Raw genomic sequence first — 17,934 nt, 5'->3', positions numbered from 1 at the left:
ATCAAAATCCAGTAGATGAATACAAATCACATGCTTCATCTCACGATAGGATTGACCGCTTTCTAACTGTTCGCTGATAAGACGCGAACTGTAATACAAGCTTCGCTCTCCCCAATACGTCTGTTTCCGCACCTGAATTTCAATATTGTATTGCACGCCAAAGCCATCTTTGGCCAAGACATCTAACACGATTTCTTTGGCGTGGAGGTCTTCACCGGAGATATTGGGGTTGAGAATATCCGTAATCGTAATCGGTGGTTGATCGTAGCGGATGCTGTTGATCAAATCAGACAGCAATTCGGGTGATTGGGCAAAGAGACGTTTGAAGATGTAATCGTTCTTTGGATCGAGAAGCGGCAGCATGATTGGGGTGATGGCTGAGGATGATATGGTTAATTGTAGTCCGGCAGGTTGGGAGATGTCGTGGGTAAACAAAAAACCCCACCGAATTTGGTGGGGTTTTCTTTTTGACGAGAACGTCAGATTACATCATGCCGCCCATACCGCCCATGCCACCCATATCAGGTGCTGCAGGCTTGTCTTCTGGGATTTCAGCAATCATGCAATCGGTAGTCAACATCAAACCAGCAACCGAAGCAGCGTGTTGCAGCGCGGAGCGGGTTACTTTAGCTGGGTCTAACACACCCATTTCAACCAAATCGCCGTATTCGCCGGTGGCAGCGTTGTAGCCGAAGTTACCTTCGCCTTCATACACTTTGTTCACCACCACAGAAGGCTCATCGCCAGCGTTCTTCACGATTTGACGCAATGGAGCTTCAATCGCTTTCAACACGATTTGGATACCAGCGTCTTGTTCTGCGTTCAAGCCTTTCAGCTCGCCCATGTTCTTACGGGCACGCAACAGCGCAACGCCACCGCCGGGGACAATGCCTTCTTCCACGGCTGCACGAGTGGCGTGCAATGCATCTTCCACGCGGGCTTTTTTCTCTTTCATTTCGACTTCGGTAGCTGCACCGACTTTGATCACTGCCACACCGCCGGCCAATTTCGCCACGCGCTCTTGCAGTTTTTCACGGTCGTAGTCGCTGGTCGCTTCTTCGATTTGAGCGCGAATTTGTGCCACACGTGCTTGGATGTTGGCTTCTTGACCTGCGCCGTCGATGATCGTGGTGTTTTCTTTGCCCACTTCGACACGTTTGGCTTGGCCCAACAGATCCAATGTCACTTTTTCCAAAGTCAAACCGACTTCTTCAGCAATCACAGTACCGCCGGTCAGGATAGCGATATCTTCCAACATGGCTTTGCGGCGATCGCCAAAACCAGGGGCTTTCACGGCCACGGTTTTCAGGATGCCACGGATGTTGTTCACCACCAATGTTGCCAGTGCTTCACCATCCACATCTTCTGCAATGATCAACAGTGGGCGGCCAGATTTTGCCACTTGTTCCAAGGTTGGCAGCAAGTCGCGGATGTTGGAGATTTTTTTGTCAAACAACAACACAAATGGGTTGTCCAATTGTGCGATTTGTTTTTCTGGCTGGTTGATGAAGTAGGGCGACAGGTAGCCACGGTCGAATTGCATCCCTTCGACCACGTCCAGTTCGTCTTCCAAACCGGAACCATCTTCAACAGTGATCACGCCTTCTTTGCCCACTTTTTCCATTGCAGCAGCGATTTTTTCACCAATCACGGTGTCGCTGTTTGCAGAAATCGAACCCACTTGGGCGATTTCTTTGGTGGTGGCGCAAGGCTTAGCGATTTTTTTCAGTTCTTCAACGATGGCGATGACTGCTTTGTCGATACCACGTTTCAGATCCATTGGGTTCATGCCGGCGGCAACGTATTTCATGCCTTCTTGTACCACGGCTTGTGCCAATACGGTGGCTGTGGTGGTACCGTCACCAGCGATATCGTTGGTTTTGGATGCCACTTCTTTCACCATTTGGGCACCCATGTTTTCGAACTTGTCTTTCAGTTCGATTTCTTTAGCAACAGACACACCGTCTTTGGTGATGGTGGGGGCGCCATAGCTGCGCTCTAACACCACGTTGCGACCTTTCGGGCCCAAGGTGACTTTCACTGCATCGGCCAGAATGTTAACGCCATTAACCATCTTGGCGCGGGCGGAATCACCAAATTTGACTTCTTTTGCTGCCATAGTGTGTTACTCCAGTCGTATTCGAATCGTCTAACTAAACAAAAGTGTGTGTGGCTTATTCCACAATGCCCATCACGTCTTCTTCACGCATCACCAACAGCTCTTCGCCGTCCACTTTGACGGTTTGGCCGGAGTATTTGCCGAAGATCACTTTGTTGCCGACTTTCAATTCCAGAGGACGACGCTCGCCGTTCTCCAAGATCTTGCCATTACCAACGGCGATTACTTCACCCATGTCCGGTTTTTCGGCGGCATTGCCGGGCAAAACGATACCAGAAGCGGTTTTTTCTTCGGCTTCGAGACGTTTGATCACAACGCGGTCATGTAAGGGACGAATTGCCATGGAGTTCTCCTGATTCACTTAGGGAGTTACAACAAAATCGGTTATTAAATTGCGAGGGATTTCCCTCTGGGCGAGGTGTTGTTAGCACTCTGCCCTTGCGAGTGCCAATAATAGGAACGCCCCAAGGGGTTTTCAAGAGCCCTCCGCAAGAAATTTTTAGCCTTTTTTCAATCGGGCCAGCATCAAAGCGGTGTTATCCAAGGGTCGGCCGTCTTCACATAAATAGTCGCGGGCAAGTAAAGCTTGTGGCACATGGCCGGGTTGAATGCGTCGCCATTGTGCGGTTTTAGCGTCTTGCCATTCATGATTTTGGCTAGCAGCAATGGCAAACAATTTGAATTCACGGCTATCACACCGCAGCCCTTGGTGGCTGATATTGGCGACGCCTTCACTGCTGGTGATGCGTAGGGTGTAACGAATCACGGCATCAGTGCCGATGCTGAGACTGTCGGCATCGAGGGCAATTTGATTTTGGTAAACCGGCCCCGCAGAAATCACCAGCCATGAGGTGTTGTCGTTGGGGTAGGTGGGGAGGGTGGTGGCGGCTTCTTGCCACACTTTAGGCGGTTCCCAATGGTAGTTTTGGTTAAAACGATCGCGATTATCGGCCCATGCTGCTTGGCCTAGGCTGGCGAGTAATAAGACGGTGAGACTGCGACGAAAACACATCACGATGTAAAGTCCAATTTGAAGGTAAAACGATTGCGTTGAGTTGGGCGGCCGGCATGGTAGCCTTGTTCACTGATGAGAACATCACCGCGTGAGCGCACCATCAAAATAGTCGAGGCGGTGGTGCCATAGTCATCACTTTGGATAAAAATCGGTGAGAGCAGGCGTTCCAGTGTGGTACCGACACCAGTATTAGGTAGGGTGTCTAACGGTGGATGCTCTGCATCTTGCAACCAGCTAAACATCTCTTCCTCTGCGGGTAGGCGCTTGATGCTTTCTAGCCGATGTTTGAGTCGTTCCACCTTCGGCCACGAGGTATTGAGTTGGGCATTGGATAAACCAAACACACCATGAGTCAGTCGAGTGAGGGTGTGACGTGGGCTGTGATAGCAATACAAATCATCCACTCGCCCAAATAACAGATTAAACGGCGCATAGCTGCGGCTTTGTTGGGTGAGGTGGTGGGCAAATGCCAAGCTGGACAGCTCGCCACACACGTAGTCGGTGACCAAACTGCCGCGTGATAATGCTTGCGGTGGGGGCTTCAGTCCCATCCGCACATTGGTGACCGCCGCAAAACGGCCGTTACGGTGTAGGGCTAACCAACTGCCGCCGCCTTGTAAATCGCGACCACCAAACACCTCGGGTTGATCGGGCCAAGGGCCAAGGGCAGCACTGGGACGACGATAGTATTCATCTCGATTGGCTGCCAACAGCAACACGGTGCCGGGTAGCGCCTTATAGTGTAAACCGATGAGACACATGACAAAGTCGCTTTGTATAAAGATGATTAGGCAGGCGTAGAATAGTCGCCTTTCTTGTCTAAACTCAAATCTCGTCTAATGGCTATGTCTGAATTGAACCCCTTACCCCCAATTGACCAAACCCTCGATTTATCGGGACTCAACTGTCCATTGCCCATTCTTCGTACCAAAAAAGCCCTAGCGGTTTTAGCTTCTGGCAATGTGGTTGCTGTGACTGCCACCGATCCGGCGGCACCTGCCGATTTTGCTGCTTTTTGCAAACAAACTGGCCACACTTTGCTGCGCTCTGAGACATTAGACAATGGCAAATTTTGGTTGGTCCTACAGCGTCGCTAAACGCAATTCACCTTAATTAAAAAGGAGTGTGTGTCCGTGTCTATCCTGATTCGTAATGCCCGCATGGTCAACGAAGGCCAAATTCAACAGGGCGATATGTTGATTCGTCATGGGCGGATTGAAAAAATGGCGGCGGAAATCAGTGCGCCCAGCGATATCAAACAAGAAATTGATGCCGCAGGTCGCTATCTCTTGCCCGGCATGATTGATGACCAAGTGCATTTTCGTGACCCCGGCTTAACTCATAAAGGGTCGATTGCCACTGAATCACGCGCTGCTGTGGCGGGGGGGATCACCAGTTTTATGGATATGCCCAACACCAAACCGCCGACACTGACTCAACAAGCCCTAACAGATAAGTTGGCGCTGGGGGCGCAAACTGCAACGGCTAACTATGCTTTTCATTTCGGCGTCAGTAACGACAATCTGGATGAAGTGTTAAAGGTCGATCCACGACGTACCCCCGGCATTAAAGTGTTCATGGGGGCTTCAACCGGCAATATGCTGGTGGATGATCCCAAAGTATTAGAAGCCCTGTTCGCACAAGCGCCGACGATTGTGCTGACGCATTGTGAAGACACTCCGATGATTAGCGCCAACGAAGCGGCTTTCCGTGAACGCTTTGGCGATGCGGTGCCGGCGGTGTACCACCCGATTATTCGAGGTCGTGAGGCGTGTTTGAAGTCGTCCTCGTTGGCAGTGGAGCTGGCGCGGAAACATGGCACGCGGCTGCATGTGCTGCATATCACCACTGCTGATGAATTGGCGTTGTTTGACCAAGGCCCGATGACGAATAAGCAAATCACCGCCGAAGTGTGTGTCCATCATTTGTTGTTTGATGAACGCGACTACGCCGATTTGGGGTATCTCATCAAATGCAATCCAGCCATTAAAACCCGTCAAGACCGTGATGCACTGCGGGCGGCGTTGGCATCGAATGTGCTCGATATTATCGGCACCGACCATGCGCCACATACCCGAGAAGAAAAAGCCGGCCACTATTTCCAAGCGCCGTCTGGCTTGCCTTTGGTGCAACATGCGTTGGCAGGTGCGTTAGAGCTGGTACACGATGGCGTGTTGTCGATTGAACAATTAGTACAAAAGACCAGTCATAACGTAGCGCAACGCTTCCGCATAGAAGAACGGGGCTTTTTACGCGAAGGTTATTGGGCCGATGTGGTGTTAGTGGAGATGGCAGAGGGGGAAACTGTCAGCAATGACAACTGCCTTTATCACTGTGGTTGGACACCGTTTGCCGGTCGTCATCTGCGCTCTCGTGTATTAACCACCCTTGTTTCTGGTCAAGTGGCTTGGCACGAAGGCCAAGTCCGCCCAGATTGTCGTGGCATGGCGTTGCGTTTTTCTCTTTAACCAAATTTGACACAAGGAGGGCTCATGCTGAGACGATGGCTAGGTGGGATGTTATGTGGGGTGTTGGTGGCGTGTTCAGATGCGCCAACGACAGACAATAAACCAAAAGGCCCCCCGCCTATCAGTGTCAGCATGGCCACTGCCAGTGTGCGTACCTTGGAACAACGGACAGCGGTGTTGGCCGAGGTGGAGTCGTTAAATGCCGCCACGGTGGTCAGTGAAACCGCTGGCCGTGTGGTGCAACTGCATGTCGATATCGGTAGCCAAGTGCAAGCGGGTCAACTCTTGGCAACCATCGATGCCGCTGATCTCACCAATACCCGTCTGGCGCGTGATGCCGAAGCGTTGCGTTTGCAAACTCAAGCCGAACAACAACAACGGCAAGTCAGCCGCTATCAACAACTATTTGAACAAGGGTTTGTGTCCTCGGCTTATTTAGAAGAACAAAAAACCCAATTAACCGCATTACAAAAACAGCTGAGTGCTGCCCAAGCACAAGCCGAGAATGCCCGCCGCGATCAGGCCCGCGCCGGAGTGAAAGCGGCCCAAGCTGGCACCATTGATAGCCGCTTGGTCAGTGAAGGAGAATATGTCTCGGTCGGGAAGGCGCTGTTTCGTTTGGTGGGGCAACAAGGTTTGCGTGCTCGTTTTGCCTTGTCAGAACGCGAGGGCAGTGTGTTGCGAGTGGGCAGCCCTGTGACGTTAACAACAGAAACCGGTGATCGCTTCACTGCTGCTGTCAGTGAGATTCGTCCTGCGTTAGATAGTCAAAACCGTATGTTAGAAGCCTTGGTAGCGTTGCCACCGCAGGCGACGTTTCGTGTTGGACAAAGTGTTGAAGCTTCGGTGGTATTGAGCAGCAAACAAGCGTTGGCCGTACCGAGTATTGCCGTGGTAGCGCGGCAGCAAGGTTCGGTGGTGTTTGTCGCCGACAAAGGACAAGCTCGCGCTACGGTGGTGAAAACTGGCGTGGAAGATCAAGGTTGGGTGGAAATTGTGGACGGTCTCGCTGCCGGTACGCCGGTGGTCAGCGACGGCGCTGGTTTCTTATCTGATGGCGCAAAAATTAAAGCGAAAACCGAGAAGCAAGACAGCAAAGCAAGCAAAAATTCGCTAGAAGGCCGCCAGTCATGAGATTAGCCGAATTTTCGATTCGTCGTCATGTTCTGACGTATATGATGTCTGCGGTGCTGATTTTATTTGGCGTTTTGGCGTATCAACGTATTGGGGTAGATCGCTATCCCAATATCGAACAACCCATTATCAGTGTATCGACCACCTTGCGTGGTGCCACACCGGAAGTGGTGGATAACAGCATTACACAAGCGATTGAGTCGGCCGTGAACAGTGTGCCCGGGATTGATTTAATCGAATCGACTTCGAGCCCGGGCCGTTCCAGCGTCAAAATTACCTTTAATTTAGATAAAGATGTCGATGTTGCCTTCAACGAAGTGCAATCGAAAGTGAGTCAGGCACAGCGCAGTTTGCCCGATGAAGCCGACGCACCGGTGGTGTCAAAAACCGATGCCAATTCGTCACCAATTATGTGGTTGTCGCTGACGGGGGATCGTACCTTGCAACAGCTGTATGACTACGGTGATAACGTGGTTAAAAAGCAGCTAGAAACCATTGATGGTGTTGGCGAGGTGTTGGTGCGTGGCCGAGGGGAGCGGGTGATTCGGATTGAGCTCGACCCTCTGCGTTTGGCACGCTATAGCCTCACGGCAAAAGAAGTACAAGACGCTTTTAAACGCGAACATTTACAACAAGCCGGTGGTTTTGTGGTGGCGGGGCCGCGTGAGTATTTGGTGGATCTCAACCTAGAGTTTCACTCGCTATCTGCCTTGCAGGAGATGGTGGTGGTGTGGCGGGGCAACGGCGCAGTGCGGTTGGCGGATGTGGCGCGGGTGATAGATGGCGAAACAGATATGCGTAATTTGTCGCGTATCAACGGCAAGCCAACGGTCAACCTCGGCATTGTGCGGATTGCCAACACCAATACGGTGGCGATTGCTGATGAAGTGCTACGGCGCATTGATAGCCAAATTCGCCCCAGTTTGCCGCCCGGAATGAATCTGGCGGTGGTGTCGAATGATTCTACCTTTGTGCTAGAGATGGTGGCGGCACTGAAAAGCCATTTATTTGAAGGCACATTGCTGGCTGCCTTGGTGGTGTGGTTATTTTTGCGTAGCTGGCGCTCGACTCTTATCGTGGCCTTGGCCATTCCGGTTTCTCTACTGGGTGCCATCGCCTTAATGTATTTCCTCGGTTACACCTTTAACACGGTGACGCTGTTGGCGCTGCTATTGCTGATTGGTGTGGTGGTCGACGATGCCATTGTGGTGTTGGAAAACATCCATCGCCGGCGTGAAATGGGGCAACACGACCCAATGCAAGCGGCGATTGATGGCAGTCAGGAAGTGATTTTTGCTGTGATTGCGGCGACTTTGAGTTTGGTGGCGATTTTCCTGCCGGTGATTTTTTTATCGGGGATTGTCGGGCGCTTGTTTAATTCGTTTGCGATTGTGGTGTCGTTTGGGGTGATGGTGTCGCTGTTTGTTGCGGTGACGTTGACGCCGATGTTGTGCAGCCGCTTTTTGCAAGTAGAAACTCAACATGGCCGCCTGTATGTCTGGTTAGAGCAACAATTTATCGCCCTTGAACAATCGTATAGTCGTTTATTGCGTTTTTCGCTGCGCCATCGGCTGTTGATTTTATTGGTCGGGGTGGTGGCCGTCGCAGCGAGTGCGGTGCCGATGATGGCGATGAAAAGCGAGTTTTTGCCCGAAGAAGATGAAGGCCGCTTCATGGTCAATATTCGGACGCCGGTGGGGTCTAGCATCTACTACACCGATGAAAAAACCAAACAGGTCGAACAGATATTAAAACGCTATCCCGAAATCCAAAATGTGCTGGCGATTGTGGGCGGTTTTGGATCGAGTGGGGTGAATTCGACTTTTATGATTGTGCGGATGAAGCCGCGTGATGAGCGCAGTCAATCACAGCAACAGTTGTTGGGCGAGGTACGCAAGGCGTTAAGCGGGATTGCTGGGGCACGGGTGTCAGCGTTCCCCTATCCTCGTGTGGGTGAAACCCGTGGCGGCAAGCTGCAATTTGCTGTGGTGGGGCCCAATTTGAATGAAGTGGGTCAACAAGCAGCTAATTTACAACGGTTGTTATCGGCTGATCCGGCGATTGGGCGGGTGGATTTGGATGTGGATTTGAACTTGCCACAAATTCGCTTTGATATTCAACGTGATGCCGTGGCGAAATATGGTTTAACCGTTCAATCGGTGGCCGAGACGCTCAATCTTTTGTCGGCAGGCAGCAATATTGCCCAGTTTAACGAAGGTGGCAGCGGCACTCGCTACGATGTGCGGTTAAAGGCAGCGGACAGTGCGCTGACACGGCCAGAAGATTTGCAGAAAATTTATTTGCGTAATCAGCAAGGCGAGATGATTCGATTGGATAGTGTGTTGAAAATCGAGCGCAGTGTGGGGCCTACTCAAATTGAACGGCAAAACCTGCTGTATTCCGCCACGCTGAAAGGTTCGCCGACGGTATCGCTTTCTGAAGCGCTGGCGAAGGTAGAACAGGTGGCTCGCGACACCCTGCCCCCCGGTTATCGTATTGAAAAACTCGGTGAGGCGCGGGAATTGGAGCGCACCGGCGGTCAGTTGTTGTTTGTGTTCGGGTTGGCGTCGCTATTGCTGTATATGATTTTGGCCAGTCAGTTCAACTCGTTTGCACAGCCGGCGGTGATTATGTTGGCTGAACCACTGGCGGTGGTTGGCGGGCTGTTCGCGCTGTGGTGGACAGGCAACACCCTAAACACCTATTCGGTGATTGGTTTGATTTTGTTGATTGGTCTAGTGGCGAAAAATGCCATTTTGTTGGTGGATGTGACCAATCAGTTTCGCGCTAAAGGGATGTCGGTGGATGAGGCCCTAGCCGCCAGCTGCCCTATGCGTCTGCGTCCGGTGTTAATGACCTCGCTGACGGTGATTTTGGCGATGTTCCCAGCGGCATTGGGCTTGGGGGCGGGGGCAGAAACCAATGGCCCGCTGTCGATTGCGGTGATTGGTGGCATGTTAAGTTCGACTTTACTGACGCTTGTGGTTGTCCCCGCCGCATATTCGTTGTTGGAAAATGCGCTAGCGCGGCGGGCGGTTCGCTAACGGTACATAAAAATCAAACCGTGTGCTTTTTCCTTGTAGTTCTGCATTCGGCGGGGGGCCGGGGATGCGTTCGCCCAAGCGTGGACGCTTCACCACCACCCGCTTTTTTGCCACTTGTAAGGCTGCTGCCAACAAGCGTTCACTATCGAGATCATCCCCAATGCAGTGTTGAAAAGCCTGCATGTCTTTTTTAGCAGCGGCGCTTTTTCCTGTATCTGGAAACATCGGGTCGAGATACACCACATCGGGCCGTTGTGCGCTGTCTAACGTCAGCAACCAATCTGCTGCATCAGCGTGAACCAACTGCATTCTTTCCACAATGTCAGCGGTGTCTGAGTGGACAGCGGCGCGCGCGAGGCCATCGGCAAGTAAAGCGGCGGCCACTGGCGAGCGTTCAATCAGTGTCACTTCACATCCCAATGTGGCTAACACAAAAGCATCACGCCCTAAACCCGCGGTGGCATCGACAACCTGTGGCAGATAACTGCCTTTGATACCGATGGCTTTCGCCACCGGTTGCCCTTTTCCACCACCAAATTGGCGACGATGGGCGGCGGCACCTTCGACAAATTCAGCCATCACCGCCCCGTGAGCATGGGGATGTTCCAAACTGAGCTGGGTCTCGCGCAACACCAAGGCATAGCCATCGCTGGGCAGGTGGTCTTGCAATGACAACGCAAATTGCACAGCAAAGGCTTCGGCTTCGTGTTGACGATTTGGTGCTAAACAAACAAGAGGAGGCAGAACGGGCATAGTGTATTTCTCAACAACTTCTTAAAGGGTGTTGACCGCAGCGGCAGTTTGCTAGACTGGCTACTGTCATGACAAAAGGGGTCGGCAGTGGGTTATGGCTTGGCTTTAGCATTGGGTATTACATTGCCACATAGTTTACCGTCAATCGTACCTTGGCCGGTATCGCTGCTGTTGGCGATGGCCCTTGCCGTTGTCGCGCGTAATACCCGAAAAACGATATTTTGCTGGGGATGTCTATTCCTCTTGGGGATCAGTTGGAGTGCTTGGCGCATCGACCATCGTTTAGCACAACAACTCCCGCCAGCATGGGAAGGCCGCGCCATCGAATTGGTTGGGCAGGTGGTCGGTTTGCCACAGATGACACGCTATGGCTGGCGCGTTGAGCTGGAGGTGGAAGATGTGCTGACGGTGGATCCCACGCTGCGTGTGCCATCGCGTTTGACTTTGTTTGATGGGCGGCAGCAATTACCGCCTCGTTTAATCGTTGGATCACATTGGCAGATGCAGGTTCGGTTGAAACGGATGCACAGTGTGGTCAATCCCTATGGTCGTGAGTTGGAGTCGAGTCTTTGGGCGAATGCCCAACTGGTCTCAGGTCAAATCCGCCGTGCTGTCCCGCTGTCCCCTCGCTTCAGTGAACAATGGTCGATTGATCACTGGCGCGACCGTATTCGCCAACATATTGCCCAACAGCTGCCGAATCAGCGTTATGCCGGTTTGGTCAGTGCCTTGGTAATCGGTGACCAACAAGCGATTCCCGCTGAACAATGGCAACTGTTTCAACGTACTGGCTTAATTCATCTCATCAGTATTTCTGGCGTACACCTTACCTTAGCGGCGGCGGGGGTGGCATGGATAACCGCGTGGTTATTGCGTGTCTGTGCCGTTCAAACCGCACACCGCCCGATTATTGCGGTGGTGGCTTTGTTGTTTGCGGCGGTTTATGCGCTATTAGCTGGGTTTTCCGTACCGACACAACGTTCCTTTTATATGTTAGTGGCAGTGACGTGGGCATTAAGTCGGCGTGAGCCTTGGCCATTGCCAAAAATTTTACTGTTCGCGGCGTTGGCGGTGTTAATCCCCGACCCTTTTGCCGTGTTGACCCTCGGTTTTTGGTTGTCCTTTGGCACGGTGGCAGCAATGGCCTTGGCAGTGGTGGGCTATGTACGGCGGCCAAGTGCTTGGAGATTGTGGTTAGAGGCCCAATGGGGTGCGACTGTATTGACCTTATTACCCGTGTTGGTGTTGTTTCAAACCATTAGCTGGGTTGCGCCATTCGCCAACGCCTACGCCATTCCCTTGATCGGAGGCTTTGCCACTGGTTTGCTGTTATTCGCCACGGTGCTACCCGTCTCATGGGCGTTGCCAGTGGCACATCAGGTCTTGGTAGGGGTGTTATGGCCGGTGGAATACATGGGGCAGTGGCCACAGTGGGTGATGGCGGTGCCCGAGCCGTTATCGTTACTGGCTGCGCTGTTGGGATGTGGTTTACTGCTGGTTCCGTTTGGCGTGGGGGGACGTGGTTTTGCCGTGCTGTTGTTATTACCACTATTTTTTGCGCCATCGCCGCGCCCTGCGCTTAATGAGGTGTGGTTGACGGTGTTGGATGTTGGCCAAGGATTGGCTGTGTGGATTCAAACTGCCAACCATAGCCTGTTATACGACACCGGCCCGCGTTTGGGTGAGCGAGATATGGGAGAACGGGTGGTGGTGCCACAGCTACACGCGGCAGGGGTAACCCAGCTCGATGCCTTGATTTTAAGTCATGATGATCTTGATCATGTCGGGGGGACTGCCGCCGTGGTGGCCGCTTTGCCAGTGCAACAATGGTTGGCCCCTTATCGTTTAGCCAGTGCAACCCATCTGTCTGCGCCATTTATTCCGTGTCGGCAGGGGATGGTGTGGCAATGGGATGGGGTGGAGTTTGCTTTTTTGCATCCAGTCGTCGGCGAACCGCAGCGTGATGACAACGGCCAATCTTGTGTGTTGCGTGTGCGAACCGGCTCGCAGGCGATGTTGTTAACCGGTGATATCACGGCGGCAGAAGAGGCACAATTAGTCCAACAACAGCCAGACTTATTGCGCTCACAAGTCTTGTTAGCGGCGCATCATGGCAGCCGCACCTCTTCCAGTTTGACGTTTTTAAACACCGTAGCACCGGAACAAGTGATTGTGAGCGTGGGGTATCGCAATGCTTTCCGCCATCCGCAGCCTCAAGTATGGGAACGGTTTTTATGGATGGCGCAACAGCGTTGGCGCACCGACCGTGATGGCGCAATTCGCGTTCATCTGACACCCAACCAAACCCACATTCAGGCACAGCGTGCCGAGGCACGCCGGTATTGGTATGCCACCAGCGCCGGCAGCGGAGATTAAGCCAACCGTATCAATCACCACGCCACGGCATCACCGGCACGGTGGAAATACTGTTGGCTGGCGCGCCTTCGATCAATTTGCGGCTGATGGCGAGATAAACCAACGTGCGGTTTTTTTCATCCCACAACCTGACCACGCGGGTTTCTTTAAACAACAGCGAGGTGTCTTCACTAAACACTGTTTCTTCCTCGGGAAGTTTGGCGGGCAAGCTGATGGGGCCGGTTTGACGACAGGCCAGCGAAAACTGCGAAGGATCTTGTGCCAAGCCTAGACTACCGGAAATACCGCCCTTGCGCGCTTGGCTCACATGACAGGTTACCCCGGGGACTTTTTTGTCGTAAAACGCTTCGACACACACACGGTGGTTTGCGCCTAACAATTTCCATGCTGTGGTGGCACATCCTACCGTTTCTGCTGCTGCAGTCATCGCCCACAACGAAACCACACCAGCCACTGCCATGCGAAGTAAACCACTCATACCGCGCTCAATTCTTGATAGAGATTGACGAATTCTTGGCTGAGTTTATGTTTAGGGTCGAAATGGATGAGTGGCTTAGCGGCTTGGTGTGATTCACGGATTTTGACTGAGCTAGACAGGCGCACGGTCCGCACGGGTAACCCTTCCGCTTCGAGTTCTGTCACCAACTTCACCGGCAAGGCAGCCCGTGGCTGAAACTGGTTCACAATCACACCTTCTACCTGTAGTGAACGATTATGATCGTTGCGAATTTCTTCTACATTCCCCATGAGGGTATATAAGGCTTGGCGCGAGAACGTATCGCAATCAAAAGGAATCAAACAACGATCAGCGGCAATCAGTGCCGAGCGAGTAAAGAAATTGAGGGCTGGAGGGGTATCAATCCAGATTTCATCATATTCATGGCTCAACTCGTTGAGCGCATCACGCAATTTATACATCTTATAGCGGGCTTCTAATTTACCCGCCAACTCGCCCAATTCGGGATGGGAGGCGATTAAAAACAAATTCTCAAACGGTGTCGCTTGTGCAAATTCGTGATTTTTCTTGGCGAATAAGCTGAAGTTTAAAATCTGTTCAAAGAATTCGAATAAGCCCGGTTGGGTGCTGGGTGCCCCGAGTAAATAATGGCTTAGGTTGCCCTGTGGATCGAGATCAATGAGCAACACTTTCCGCCCTTGCCACGCGGCAATGGCAGCGAGGTTGGCGGTGATCGTCGATTTGCCTACGCCCCCTTTTTGGTTAAACACCACTCTGCGAATTGCTGGCATCACGCTTTCCTTTTAGTTTGCTGGGCAAACTCGTTGTTTTTGTTGTTCGCTGGCTGATTTGCTGCTGATAGGTTGGCTACGGCTTTCTTGTTCGCTATAGCGATAGGTCACCACTAAGCGGTTGTTCTCGTCGTATAACGTGGTGTCTAACAGGCGATAGGTTTGATTGGCACAGTCAATTTCCCAGGTATTCAAAGAGTGTTTATGCCGAGGGACGGTAAGGAAATTTTCTTTGGTGAGATTAAAGATGGTTTTGCGATCACGAAACGTGACTTTATTGCCTTGCCGTTTAATCGAGAGCTTGTCGAGTTCGTGCATGGTATTGCCATTGGGCGTCACGCCAAGGTTTTCCCACTCGGCGTTAGGTGAACTGCTGCTGCTCATCTGCCCCCCTTGTGGCGTGGCACAACCTGCCAAGATCAATAGAGCAGCCAACCCTGCCCCAACCAAACGAAACTGACACTTCTGCATGCTGAATCCTTTGCTCACTGCGATCTTCCCGTCGCCAAGGGAGATAAACCGCTTACAATTATTGGCTTTCCTGCCTATTTTGCCCAATCCATGACTACTGCGTCTGACATTTTGCATCATGTTTTTGGTTATACCGCGTTTCGTGGAGATCAGGAAGCGGTCGTCAATCACCTTGTGAACGGTGGTGATGCCTTGGTGGTGATGCCGACAGGGGGCGGAAAATCGCTGTGTTTTCAGATTCCTGCCTTGTTGCGCGACGGTATCGCTATCGTGGTCAGTCCGCTGATTGCGTTAATGCAAAATCAAGTGGCGACTTTGACCGAATTGGGGGTTGCCGCCGCTTATCTGAATTCTGCTCAAACACCAGAGCAGGCGCGTGAGGTTGCCAAAGCGATGCGGCGTGGTGAGCTCAAGCTGGTCTATGTCGCGCCTGAGCGTTTGTTGCAGCCTCATTTTCTGTCTTTCTTAGCTAGCCTACCGTTGGCGCTGTTTGCGATTGATGAGGCACATTGTGTCAGTCAATGGGGACATGATTTTCGGCCAGAATATCGTCAATTAGGGGTGTTGGCGCAACATTTTCCAACCGTACCGCGCATTGCCCTGACTGCAACTGCCGACGCACAAACGCGGCAAGAGATTCAATACCATCTTCAACTCGAACAGGCTCAGCTTTTCTTATCCAGTTTTGCCCGTCCTAATCTGCATTATCGTGTGGTACAAAAAAACCAAGCCAAACAACAACTGCTGGCGCTGATTCAGAACCATTATCGTGAGCAATCGGGGATTGTGTACTGTGCTTCACGCAAGCGGGTTGAAGACATCACCGCATGGTTGGTTGAACAGGGGATTTCAGCATTGCCCTACCATGCCGGTTTGCCGTATGCCATGCGTGAGCAACACCAACAACAGTTTTTGCGTGATGACGGGGTGGTGATGGTGGCAACGGTGGCGTTCGGCATGGGAATTGATAAACCAGATGTCCGCTTTGTTGCCCATGTTGATTTACCTCGCAGCCCAGAAAGTTTTTACCAAGAATCAGGACGAGCAGGGCGTGATGGTCTGCCGGCACTCAGTTGGCTGTGTTATGGCCTAAGCGACGTTATGCAGCTGCAGTTTATGGTGACACAATCTGCGCTCAGTCCCGACCGCCAACAGGTAGAGCTGAATAAACTACAAGCGATGTTGGCCTATTGCGAAACCAATACCTGTCGTCACCAACAACTCCTAGCCCATTTTGGTGAAACAGTCGCTCCGTGTGGCAAATGTGATAATTGCTGTCAGCCACCTTCTTTATTTGATGCGACGGTGCCAGTACAAAAATTACTGTCCTGCATTTATCGGACAGGTCAACAACTGGGCGCTGCACAGATTATCGACATCTTATTAGGTAAAACAGACCACAATGAAATCGCCGCATGGCGACACCTCTCCACCTTTGGCATTGGTCATGAACTGACACAACGTGGATGGCGGGCTGTGATTCGCCAATTATTAGCCCGTGGCTTACTGAAATTGGGCGATGCGCCACGTCATGCACTGTTGTTATCGCCTGAGTGCCGTCCGATTTTGAAAGGTGAGCAAGCCATTTCGTTACGCCCGCTACAAAGTAAGAATCCTAAATGGGTGGCACAACAAGGTGAGCGTTGGTTGCGGACTGAACGACAAGAACGATTGTGGCAACGGCTACGCCGATGGCGTAAAAAAGTGGCTGAGGCGCATAATGTGCCGGCCTATGCCATTTTTCTTGATCGCACGCTGCGTGAATTGATCGAAAAGCTTCCTGAGAATGCAACCGAACTCAGGCATATTACGGGTGTAGGCGAAAGTAAAGTGGCACGTTATGGCCAACAACTATTGAATTTACTGCATCAGGCAGAATGAACACCGCTGCTTGTTGTGGGATGACCTTGTTTTCTGGAGTGAATAAATGCCCGTTAATTTACCTGTGTTAAACCCCGCTGAATTACCTGCTGTTGCGGGTGTCTCTTTGGCGTATGCCGAAGCTGGGATTAAAAAGCCCGGCCGCAAAGATGTTTTGTTAATGACCTTGGCCGAAGGGAGCACTGTCGCTGGGGTCTTCACTAAAAACCGTTTTTGTGCCGCACCTGTTCACCTGTGTCGCGAACATTTGGCCAGTGGCGAGGCCATCCGCGCCATTGTGGTCAATACAGGGAATGCCAATGCGGGGACAGGGGAAGAAGGCCGGCAACGGGCGACCCGTGTGTGTGATGCGGTGGCTGCTGAGTTAGGGTGTGCACGGCAGCAGGTGTTGCCGTTTTCCACCGGGGTGATTCTTGAACCCTTGCCATACGAAAAAATCATTGCAGCGTTGCCCGACCGTCAAACAGCCGATTGGGCACAGGCAGCAGAAGCCATTATGACCACTGACGTCTTGCCAAAAGCAACTTCACGTCAAATTGTGGTGGATGGCAAAACGGTCACCATCACTGGGATCGCAAAAGGCGCAGGGATGATTCATCCCAATATGGCAACCATGCTCGGTTTTATTGCTACCGATGCTGCTGTGCCGCAGGGCCTATTACAAGCTATCGTCAAAGAAGTGGCGGATGTGTCTTTTAATAGCATCACTATTGATGGTGACACTTCGACGAATGACTCCTTTATTTTGGTTGCAACTGGACAAAGTGGTGTTGACATTGCCGAGCGCGACACGCCGGCTTTTGCCCAGCTCTATCAGGCCTTGCGTGAAGTCGCTGAACAACTGGCACAAGCGATTGTCCGCGATGGCGAAGGCGCGACCAAATTTATGACCGTCAAGGTCGAAGGCGGAAAAACCATCGAAGAATGTAAAGCGATTGGTTATGCCATCGGTCGTTCTCCGTTGGTGAAAACCGCTTTCTTTGCTTCTGATCCCAACTTAGGCCGGATTTTGGCAGCGATTGGCTATGCCGGTATTGAAGACCTCGATGTTGAGAAGCTGTCGTTATATTTGGATGATGTGCTGGTTGCTGTGAATGGTGGCCGCAATCCTGCCTATCAAGAAGAAGACGGCCAGCGTGTGATGAAACAGGCAGAAATCACTATTCGGGTGGTGTTAGGCCGTGGTGAGGCCAATGCAACCGTATGGACATGTGATTTTTCTTATGATTACGTGAAGATCAATGCTGACTACCGTAGCTAATTGACGGGTTAAGCCTCTTTTTTGAAAAATAAAGAGGCTTAACAAACAATAATTTATCTACTTTTCTAAAGTTTTTGTGAGTGTAGGTGTTGACGGTGAGAGGTGGAGTGGGTATAGTTCGCTTCCTCGCTGCAACACAGCAGCAGCAAACAGCGTTTAGTTGT

16 protein-coding genes are annotated in these 17,934 nt (G+C 51.8%); 7 read left to right on the top strand and 9 right to left on the bottom strand.

Annotation, left to right across the window (positions count from 1 at the left end; translation table 11 throughout):
* The 5 genes from ACTBZS_RS09070 to ACTBZS_RS09050 all read right to left on the bottom strand — a co-directional run.
* Positions 1–363: Rpn family recombination-promoting nuclease/putative transposase (locus ACTBZS_RS09070; protein ID WP_463043905.1), on the bottom strand; the 363-nt coding region annotated here is incomplete at its 3' end.
* Positions 364–484: 121 nt separating this feature from the next.
* Positions 485–2,119: a chaperonin GroEL gene (gene groL / locus ACTBZS_RS09065; RefSeq protein ID WP_022654385.1), complete on the bottom strand. Its 1,635-nt coding sequence runs from the start codon at positions 2,117–2,119 to the stop codon at positions 485–487.
* 55 nt (positions 2,120–2,174) lie between these two features.
* Positions 2,175–2,462, bottom strand: coding sequence for a co-chaperone GroES (gene groES, locus ACTBZS_RS09060; protein ID WP_022654384.1), 288 nt, complete (start codon positions 2,460–2,462; stop codon positions 2,175–2,177).
* Between the two features lie 156 nt (positions 2,463–2,618).
* Positions 2,619–3,131, bottom strand: coding sequence for a CNP1-like family protein (locus ACTBZS_RS09055; protein ID WP_463043906.1), 513 nt, complete (start codon positions 3,129–3,131; stop codon positions 2,619–2,621).
* Positions 3,131–3,895, bottom strand: a complete 765-nt coding sequence (locus tag ACTBZS_RS09050; protein ID WP_460431367.1) for an NRDE family protein — start codon at positions 3,893–3,895, stop codon at positions 3,131–3,133. The genes ACTBZS_RS09055 and ACTBZS_RS09050 overlap by 1 nt, the downstream gene beginning before the upstream one ends.
* A gap of 84 nt (positions 3,896–3,979) precedes the next feature.
* Between ACTBZS_RS09050 and ACTBZS_RS09045 the strand changes: the two genes are divergently transcribed.
* From ACTBZS_RS09045 to ACTBZS_RS09030, 4 genes are read left to right on the top strand one after another with little or no spacing between them, the layout of a single operon-like run.
* On the top strand, positions 3,980–4,231 hold the full coding sequence (locus ACTBZS_RS09045) for a sulfurtransferase TusA family protein (protein WP_040399607.1): 252 nt from the start codon (positions 3,980–3,982) through the stop codon (positions 4,229–4,231).
* Positions 4,232–4,267: 36 nt separating this feature from the next.
* Entirely contained in the window at positions 4,268–5,602 is a 1,335-nt protein-coding gene (locus tag ACTBZS_RS09040; protein WP_463043904.1) for a dihydroorotase, read from the top strand.
* Between the two features lie 24 nt (positions 5,603–5,626).
* Positions 5,627–6,736, top strand: coding sequence for an efflux RND transporter periplasmic adaptor subunit (locus ACTBZS_RS09035; RefSeq protein WP_463043903.1), 1,110 nt, complete (start codon positions 5,627–5,629; stop codon positions 6,734–6,736).
* Positions 6,733–9,780: an efflux RND transporter permease subunit gene (locus tag ACTBZS_RS09030; protein ID WP_463043902.1), complete on the top strand. Its 3,048-nt coding sequence runs from the start codon at positions 6,733–6,735 to the stop codon at positions 9,778–9,780. The genes ACTBZS_RS09035 and ACTBZS_RS09030 overlap by 4 nt, the downstream gene beginning before the upstream one ends.
* Here ACTBZS_RS09030 and ACTBZS_RS09025 read toward each other — a convergent pair.
* The gene (locus ACTBZS_RS09025; RefSeq protein WP_463043901.1) at positions 9,757–10,533 is read right to left on the bottom strand and encodes a class I SAM-dependent methyltransferase; all 777 of its coding nucleotides are present in this window, start codon (positions 10,531–10,533) and stop codon (positions 9,757–9,759) included. The two genes, ACTBZS_RS09030 and ACTBZS_RS09025, sit on opposite strands and share 24 nt — an antisense overlap.
* Before the next feature lie 87 nt (positions 10,534–10,620).
* On the opposite strand from ACTBZS_RS09025, the gene ACTBZS_RS09020 reads away from it, so the two are divergent.
* Positions 10,621–12,909 carry a DNA internalization-related competence protein ComEC/Rec2 gene (locus ACTBZS_RS09020; protein ID WP_463043900.1) on the top strand — a complete coding sequence of 763 codons (2,289 nt, stop codon included), beginning with the start codon at positions 10,621–10,623 and terminating at the stop codon, positions 12,907–12,909.
* 10 nt (positions 12,910–12,919) lie between these two features.
* Here ACTBZS_RS09020 and ACTBZS_RS09015 read toward each other — a convergent pair whose 3' ends face one another.
* From ACTBZS_RS09015 to ACTBZS_RS09005, 3 genes are read right to left on the bottom strand one after another with little or no spacing between them, the layout of a single operon-like run.
* Positions 12,920–13,387, bottom strand: a complete 468-nt coding sequence (locus ACTBZS_RS09015; RefSeq protein ID WP_463043899.1) for a CreA family protein — start codon at positions 13,385–13,387, stop codon at positions 12,920–12,922.
* Positions 13,384–14,157, bottom strand: a complete 774-nt coding sequence (locus ACTBZS_RS09010) for a ParA family protein (protein ID WP_460431361.1) — start codon at positions 14,155–14,157, stop codon at positions 13,384–13,386. Before ACTBZS_RS09010 ends, ACTBZS_RS09015 begins: the two co-directional genes overlap by 4 nt.
* Positions 14,158–14,169: 12 nt before the next feature.
* The gene (locus ACTBZS_RS09005; protein WP_460431360.1) at positions 14,170–14,628 is read right to left on the bottom strand and encodes a surface-adhesin E family protein; all 459 of its coding nucleotides are present in this window, start codon (positions 14,626–14,628) and stop codon (positions 14,170–14,172) included.
* A gap of 90 nt (positions 14,629–14,718) precedes the next feature.
* Here ACTBZS_RS09005 and recQ point away from each other — a divergent pair, with 90 nt between their 5' ends.
* Positions 14,719–16,509 carry a DNA helicase RecQ gene (recQ, locus tag ACTBZS_RS09000; protein WP_463043898.1) on the top strand — a complete coding sequence of 597 codons (1,791 nt, stop codon included), beginning with the start codon at positions 14,719–14,721 and terminating at the stop codon, positions 16,507–16,509.
* Positions 16,510–16,555: 46 nt separating this feature from the next.
* Positions 16,556–17,770, top strand: coding sequence for a bifunctional glutamate N-acetyltransferase/amino-acid acetyltransferase ArgJ (gene argJ / locus ACTBZS_RS08995; RefSeq protein WP_463043897.1), 1,215 nt, complete (start codon positions 16,556–16,558; stop codon positions 17,768–17,770).
* The last annotated feature ends 164 nt before the right edge of the window (positions 17,771–17,934 follow it).

It is taken from the genome of Aquaspirillum sp., assembly GCF_055136605.1.
The sequence above is the reverse complement of the archived record's forward strand: the minus strand, read 5'-3'. Positions and strand labels throughout refer to the sequence as shown.

Excerpts from the sequence above, each read along its gene's own strand:
- argJ (WP_463043897.1), top strand. The coding sequence starts at position 16,556 with ATGCCCGTTAATTTACCTGTGTTAAACCCCGCTGAATTACCTGCTGTT.
- ACTBZS_RS09005 (WP_460431360.1), bottom strand. The coding sequence starts at position 14,628 with ATGCAGAAGTGTCAGTTTCGTTTGGTTGGGGCAGGGTTGGCTGCTCTA.
- groL (WP_022654385.1), bottom strand. The coding sequence starts at position 2,119 with ATGGCAGCAAAAGAAGTCAAATTTGGTGATTCCGCCCGCGCCAAGATG.
- ACTBZS_RS09015 (WP_463043899.1), bottom strand. The coding sequence starts at position 13,387 with ATGAGTGGTTTACTTCGCATGGCAGTGGCTGGTGTGGTTTCGTTGTGG.
- ACTBZS_RS09045 (WP_040399607.1), top strand. The coding sequence starts at position 3,980 with ATGTCTGAATTGAACCCCTTACCCCCAATTGACCAAACCCTCGATTTA.
- ACTBZS_RS09030 (WP_463043902.1), top strand. The coding sequence starts at position 6,733 with ATGAGATTAGCCGAATTTTCGATTCGTCGTCATGTTCTGACGTATATG.
- ACTBZS_RS09010 (WP_460431361.1), bottom strand. The coding sequence starts at position 14,157 with ATGCCAGCAATTCGCAGAGTGGTGTTTAACCAAAAAGGGGGCGTAGGC.
- ACTBZS_RS09050 (WP_460431367.1), bottom strand. The coding sequence starts at position 3,895 with ATGTGTCTCATCGGTTTACACTATAAGGCGCTACCCGGCACCGTGTTG.
- ACTBZS_RS09025 (WP_463043901.1), bottom strand. The coding sequence starts at position 10,533 with ATGCCCGTTCTGCCTCCTCTTGTTTGTTTAGCACCAAATCGTCAACAC.
- recQ (WP_463043898.1), top strand. The coding sequence starts at position 14,719 with ATGACTACTGCGTCTGACATTTTGCATCATGTTTTTGGTTATACCGCG.
- ACTBZS_RS09055 (WP_463043906.1), bottom strand. The coding sequence starts at position 3,131 with ATGTGTTTTCGTCGCAGTCTCACCGTCTTATTACTCGCCAGCCTAGGC.
- groES (WP_022654384.1), bottom strand. The coding sequence starts at position 2,462 with ATGGCAATTCGTCCCTTACATGACCGCGTTGTGATCAAACGTCTCGAA.
- ACTBZS_RS09035 (WP_463043903.1), top strand. The coding sequence starts at position 5,627 with ATGCTGAGACGATGGCTAGGTGGGATGTTATGTGGGGTGTTGGTGGCG.